The sequence below is a fragment of the Arthrobacter sp. 7Tela_A1 genome (genome assembly GCF_049311065.1).
GTDB lineage: Bacteria > Actinomycetota > Actinomycetes > Actinomycetales > Micrococcaceae > Arthrobacter_B.
The window spans coordinates 1-6,294 of record NZ_JAXIOO010000065.1 but is presented as its reverse complement, the minus strand read 5'-3'; the positions used below and the strand labels follow the sequence as shown (position 1 = coordinate 6,294).

The window sequence follows — 6,294 nt, the reverse complement described above, 5'->3', positions numbered from 1 at the left end:
GGGTTGGGGTAGTACGGGTCGAGGGAGCTCGAACTGGGGGACGAGCATCTGGTGAGGCCCGTGAGTGAAGCGTGGCGATGAGCAGGGACGCCAGGTAGGTGTTCTTCGTGGAATCCGGACCGCTAGTTGGACGATTGCTGGGGAGCGTGCTCAGGACCCTCCAAAATGGTGGTGCGCAACGCCGGTGTTTGGTGCCGGCAGGACAACGGCCGGGACGAGAGAACCCGTATTCCTGATGTCCTTGGGCGCAGTCTCTGTCGGAGAACACCAGTCAAAAGGGTTTACCGAGACAGACACAATGCGATATGAGTATCGGACGACAGACTCAGGGGTACTCCGAATCGTTCAAACGGAGGTGGCAACTATGGCTCTGGTTCAGGAATACTTCCCAAGTGGCTGGTTGGAGGTCAAGGAGAGCGCTATCTTGCAGATATCGGCCCTCAGTTGAAGTCGGCGGTTTACGATCCGAAACCACCCGTGACTGCCAAGATGATTGCCTTCTAAAACTACTGCAGTACGGTCCGGCAGGCTTCAAAGCGCTGAGCTTGCAGTGACCATCTGGCCGCGGCTACCCCGACTGTAGTCCGGAGGCTCCGCGCTTACACCATCTCCCGCACCCCGAGTTCGGTTCCACTGCGCATGTCTAGGTGAGCGAGACGTGCCCAGTGGGCACCGCCGCTGCGGGCGTCTTACCCGAGTCTCGCGGAGCGCCAGAGGAAGGATGAGGACACCCTTGACGTGACCCACCCCACAAGGCACACTGGATCATATACGATTTCGTACTTGATCCAGGAGTGAGATGTCCACGAGCAGCACCGCCACACCGGAGACACTGGCACAGGCCGGGAAGGTCATCGCCGTCCACATCAACTACCCCAGCCGGGCAGCAGAACGCGGACGCACACCTGAGCAGCCCTCCTACTTCCTGAAGCCCAGCTCCTCCCTCGCCCTCACCGGCGGCACGGTTGAGCGCCCGGCCGGCTGCGAACTGCTCGGCTTCGAAGGCGAAATCGCCCTGATCATCGGCAAGACCGCCCGCCGCGTCTCCGTTGAAGACGCCTGGAGCTACGTCGGGGGCGTCACCGCCAGCAACGACCTCGGCGTGTACGACCTCCGCTGGGCAGACAAAGGCTCCAACCTCCGCTCCAAGGGCGGCGACGGCTTCACCCCCGTGGGCCCGGCCATCCTCGACGCCACCAGCGTGGACCCCGCCAACCTGCGCATCCGCACCTGGGTCAACGGCGAACCCGCCCAGGATGACACCACCGCAGACCTGCTCTTCCCCTTCGCCCAGCTGGTCGCCGACCTCTCCCAGCTCCTCACCCTCGAACCCGGGGACATGATCCTCACCGGTACCCCCGCCGGTGCCTCCGTGGCTGTCCCGGGCGACGTCGTCGAAATTGAAGTTGACTCCCCCGCCACCGGGCAAACCACCGGGCGCCTGAGCACCACCGTCACCGAAGGCACGACCCCGCTGGCCCCCTTCGGTGCGCAGCCCAAGATCGATGACAAGCAGCGCGAAGAAGCCTGGGGCTCCGCCGAAAAGGCGGGCCTCGCGCCCGCCCAGGAGACGACGTCGGCCCTCACCCCGGAGCTGAAGGCCAAGCTTGAATCCGTCGCCACCGCCACCCTGAGCTCGCAGATGCGCGCCCGCGGCCTGAACAATGTCTCCATCGACGGCCTCACCGGCACCAAGACCGGCCGCAAGGTGGTCGGCACCGCCCGCACCCTGCGCTACGTCCCCAACCGCGAGGACCTCTTCAAGACCCACGGCGGCGGCTACAACGCGCAGAAGCGCGCCATCGACTCCGTCCGCGAAGGCGAAGTCCTGGTCATGGAAGCCCGCGGCGAAAAGGGCACCGGCACCCTGGGCGACATCCTCGCCCTGCGCGCCATGCACAACGGCGCCGCAGCCATCATCACCGACGGCGGCGTCCGGGACTACTCCACCGTCGCCAGCTTTGACCTGCCGGTTTACTGCGCCAACCCGCACCCCGCAGTACTGGGCCGCCGGCACATCCCCTGGGACACGGACATCACCATCGCCTGCGGCGGCTCCACCGTCCAGCCCGGTGACATCATCGTGGCGGACGACGACGGCATCCTGGTCATCCCGCCGGCCATCGCCGAGGAACTGGTGGAAGCCTGCATCAAGCAGGAACACCAGGAAGAGTTCATCGCTGAGATGGTCAAGGCCGGCCACGGCGTTGACGGCCTCTACCCGATGAACGCGGCGTGGAAGGAAAAGTACGAGGCCTGGGCGGCGGAACAGGCGTGAGCACTCCCGATAACCCAGCCGGCACGGTCAGCAAGGCCGAACAGGCCTACCAGACCGTCCAGTCGAAGATCGCCTCCGGCGAATACGGCCCCGGATACCGCCTGGTGCTCGGCCGGATCGCCAAGGACCTGGGCTGCTCCGCCGTCCCGGTCCGGGAGGCGATCCGCCGGCTGGAGGCCGAAGGGCTGGTACGGTTCGAGCGGAACGTCGGCGCGACCGTCACCGGCATCGACCCCACCGAATACCTCTACACCATGCAGACGCTGAGCCTGGTGGAAGGGTACGCGACGGCGCTCTCCGCACCGCTCGTCACGGCAGAGGACCTGGCTCAGGCCAAGGCAATCAACGCCCAGATGCGCGACTGCCTGGAGCACTTCGACCCGGTCCGCTTCACCGCCCTGAACCGGGACTTCCACTCCGCCCTGTTCACCAACTGCCCCAATCCGCACATCCTTGACCTGGTCCACCGCGGCTGGAACCGGCTGGGCGCCCTGCGCTCCTCCACCTTCAGCTACGTTCCCGGCCGGGCCCAGGACTCCGTTGCCGAGCACGAGCGCCTGCTCGAACTGATCGAGGCAAAGGCCGACGCCGGCACCATCGAGGCCGCGGCCCGCGCCCACCGGATTGCCACGCTCGACGCGTACCTGAAGCACTCCCCCGCAAGCTCCACCCCCTAACCAAAACCCACAGTCCAGACCCCCGCATCAAAGGAGACGCCCCATGGCTGAGCACTACATCCCGGAGAACCTTCCGACCCACATCCAGCACTTCATCAACGGCGAATTCGTGGATTCCATCAACGGCGCCACCTTCGACGTGCTGGATCCGGTAACGAACCAGAACTACGCCACCGCCGCCGCGGGCCAGAAGGAAGACATCGACGCCGCCGTCGCTGCCGCCCGCGAAGCCTTCGTCAACGGTCCGTGGCCCAAGATGAAACCGCGCGAACGCTCGCGCATCCTGAACAAGATTGCCGACGCCGTCGAGGCCCAGGAAGAACGCCTGGCTGAGATGGAAACCTTCGACACCGGCCTGCCGATCACGCAGGCCAAGGGTCAGGCCCGCCGCGCCGCGGAGAACTTCCGCTTCTTCGCGGACCTGATCGTCGCGCAGTTCGATGACGCCATGAAGGTCCCCGGCTCCCAGATCAACTACGTGAACCGCAAGCCGATCGGGGTCGCCGGCCTGATCACCCCGTGGAACACTCCGTTCATGCTGGAGTCCTGGAAGCTTGCTCCGGCGCTGGCCACCGGCAACTGCGTGGTGCTCAAGCCCGCCGAGTTCACCCCGCTCTCCGCCTCCCTGTGGGCGGACATCTTCACCGAAGCCGGCGTTCCGGCCGGTGTGTTCAACCTGGTCAACGGCCTGGGCGAGGAAGCCGGCGACGCGCTGGTGAAGCACCCGCAGGTTCCCCTGATCTCCTTCACCGGCGAGACCACCACCGGCCAGACCATCTTCCGCAACGCGGCAGAGAACCTGAAGGGCCTGTCCATGGAGCTCGGCGGCAAGAGCCCGTGCGTGGTCTTCGCCGACGCGGACCTCGACGCCGCCCTGGACTCCGCCCTGTTCGGCGTCTTCTCCCTCAACGGCGAGCGCTGCACCGCCGGCTCCCGCATCCTGGTGGAGCGCCCGGTCTATGACGAGTTCTGCGAACGGTACGCTGCCCGCGCAAAGACCATCGTCGTCGGCGATCCCCACGACCCGAAGACCCAGGTGGGTGCGCTCGTACACCCGGAGCACTTCAACAAGGTGGCCTCCTACGTGGAAATCGGCAAGACCGAAGGCCGCCTGCTGGCCGGCGGCGGCCGCCCCGAAGGCCTGGAAGAGGGCAACTACATTGCCCCCACCGTCTTCGCCGACGTGAAGCCCGACGCGCGGATCTTCCAGGAGGAGATCTTCGGCCCCGTCGTCGCGATCACCCCGTTCGACACCGAAGAAGAAGCCCTGGAACTGGCCAACAACACCAAGTACGGCCTGGCTGCCTACATCTGGACCCAGGACCTCACCCGCGCGCACAACTTCGCGCAGAACACCGAGGCCGGCATGGTGTGGCTGAACAGCCACAACGTCCGTGACCTGCGCACCCCGTTCGGCGGCGTGAAGGCCTCCGGCCTGGGCCACGAAGGCGGCTACCGCTCGATCGACTTCTACACCGACCAGCAGGCTGTGCACATCACCCTCGGCAAGGTGCACACGCCCAAGTTCGGCACCGACGACGCCGCCAAGACCGACGCCTAAATCCCCCCGCTCTGTTCGAAGGAGAACCATGAACGCCAACCCCATTCCCAAGCCGTCCATCAACCCGCCGGACATTGTCCGCTGCGCCTACATGGAACTGGTGGTCACCGACCTGGCCAAGTCCCGCGAGTTCTACGTGGACGTCCTGGGCCTGCACGTGACCGAAGAGGATGAGAACGCCATCTACCTGCGCTCCCTCGAGGAGTTCATCCACCACAACCTGGTGCTGCGCAAGGGACCCGTCGCCGCCGTCGCATCCTTCGCCTACCGCGTGCGCACCCCGGAAGACGTGGACGTCGCCGAGGCCTACTACAAGGAAATGGGCTGCCGCACCGAGCGCCGCGCCAACGGCTTCACCAAGGGCGTGGGCGACTCCGTCCGCGTGGAGGACCCGCTGGGCTTCCCGTACGAATTCTTCTACCACGTTGACCACGTGGAGCGCCTGACCCAGCGCTACGACCTCTACTCCGCCGGCGAGCTGGTGCGCCTTGACCACTTCAACCAGGTCACCCCGGACGTTCCCCGCGGCCGTGCCTACCTGGAGAACCTTGGCTTCCGCGTTTCCGAGGACATCAAGGATTCCGAGGGCGTCACCTACGCTGCGTGGCTGCACCGCAAGGACACCGTGCATGACACCGCACTCACCGGCGGCGACGGCCCCCGCATGCACCACGTTGCCTTCGCGACCCATGAGAAGCACAACATCATCCAGATCTGCGACAAGATGGGCGCCCTGCGCATCTCCGACCGGATCGAGCGCGGCCCCGGACGCCACGGCGTCTCCAACGCGTTCTACCTCTACATCCTGGATCCGGACGACCACCGCATCGAGATCTACACCCAGGACTACTACACAGGCGACCCGGACAACCCCACCATCACCTGGGACGTCCACGACAACCAGCGCCGCGACTGGTGGGGCAACCCCGTTGTTCCGTCCTGGTACACCGAGGCCTCCCTGGTCCTGGACCTGGACGGCAACCCGCAGCAGGTTGTGGCCCGCACCGACTCCTCCGAAATGGAAGTGACCATCGGCGCTGACGGCTTCTCCTACACCCGCGGCGACGAAACCGACTTCAAGGTCGGTTCGCAGCTCTAGGGTTTTCTAGCGAACGACGGCGGGAGGGACAGCTTTGGCTGTCCCTCCCGTTTTCGTCACCTCGTTAGTCCACGCGGCATCTGCTTGATCTTCGAGTTAGCCATCCTTACGGCTCGCCACAACGGCCAGCGTTCCCATGCCTGCGGCCAGCGTGCCGAAGGTGGCAAGGGCGGCGGCGTTGGCGTTGGTGTCGGTCAATCCGTCCAGCTGCTTGGCCGTCGGGATCGACGTCGGGATGGGGTAGGTGTCATCCTCGGTCTGCGCGGCGATGGTCGATGGAACGGTGACCGCGGCGTCGTCGGCGGTGGCCTCAACCTCAACCTCGACCGCCGTCATACCGGCAGGCAGGGGTGCCTGGGCCGCGGCGGGGCCTGGAGCGGGCTCCGGTTCGGGGGTCGGCTCGGGGATCGACTCCGACTCCTCCCCCTCCAGCCCTGGCTCAGATTCCGGCTCGGAATCGGGCTCCGGGGTGGGATCCGGCGTCGGCTCGGGATCCGGCTCCGGGGTGGGATCCGGCGTCGGTTCAGGATCCGGCTCCGGGGTGGGCTCCGGCGTCGGCTCGGGATCCGGCGTCGGTTCAGGATCCGGCTCCGGGGTGGGCTCCGGCGTCGGCTCGGGATCCGGCGTCGGTTCAGGATCCGGCGTCGGCTCGGGCTCCGGCGTCGGCTCGGGATCGGGC

The 6,294-nt window shown here is 66.2% G+C and carries 4 protein-coding genes and 1 pseudogene; 4 read left to right on the top strand and 1 reads right to left on the bottom strand.

Going from position 1 to position 6,294, the window contains the following annotated elements; all coding sequences use genetic code 11:
- The first annotated feature begins 799 nt into the window (after nucleotides 1-799).
- The 4 genes from TVB01_RS16325 to hpaD are packed head-to-tail and all read left to right on the top strand — an operon-like array spanning nucleotide 800 to nucleotide 5,615.
- A complete protein-coding gene (locus tag TVB01_RS16325) occupies nucleotides 800-2,278 on the top strand; it encodes a fumarylacetoacetate hydrolase family protein (protein ID WP_422456955.1) in 1,479 nt (492 codons plus the stop codon).
- Nucleotides 2,275-2,955: a GntR family transcriptional regulator gene (locus TVB01_RS16320; protein ID WP_422456954.1), complete on the top strand. Its 681-nt coding sequence runs from the start codon at nucleotides 2,275-2,277 to the stop codon at nucleotides 2,953-2,955. Before TVB01_RS16325 ends, TVB01_RS16320 begins: the two co-directional genes overlap by 4 nt.
- A 43-nt stretch (nucleotides 2,956-2,998) precedes the next feature.
- Nucleotides 2,999-4,516 carry a 5-carboxymethyl-2-hydroxymuconate semialdehyde dehydrogenase gene (gene hpaE / locus TVB01_RS16315; protein WP_422456953.1) on the top strand — a complete coding sequence of 506 codons (1,518 nt, stop codon included), beginning with the start codon at nucleotides 2,999-3,001 and terminating at the stop codon, nucleotides 4,514-4,516.
- Between the two features lie 28 nt (nucleotides 4,517-4,544).
- Entirely contained in the window at nucleotides 4,545-5,615 is a 1,071-nt protein-coding gene (hpaD, locus tag TVB01_RS16310; protein ID WP_387012020.1) for a 3,4-dihydroxyphenylacetate 2,3-dioxygenase, read from the top strand.
- A 96-nt stretch (nucleotides 5,616-5,711) separates the two neighbouring features.
- Here hpaD and TVB01_RS16305 read toward each other — a convergent pair.
- Nucleotides 5,712-6,294 (bottom strand): annotated as a pseudogene (locus tag TVB01_RS16305) (hypothetical protein); the annotation flags it as partial.

What these genes read in the sequence shown, in the direction of transcription:
- hpaD (WP_387012020.1), top strand. Translation starts at nt 4,545, where the DNA reads ATGAACGCCAACCCCATTCCCAAGCCGTCCATCAACCCGCCGGACATT.
- hpaE (WP_422456953.1), top strand. Translation starts at nt 2,999, where the DNA reads ATGGCTGAGCACTACATCCCGGAGAACCTTCCGACCCACATCCAGCAC.
- TVB01_RS16325 (WP_422456955.1), top strand. Translation starts at nt 800, where the DNA reads ATGTCCACGAGCAGCACCGCCACACCGGAGACACTGGCACAGGCCGGG.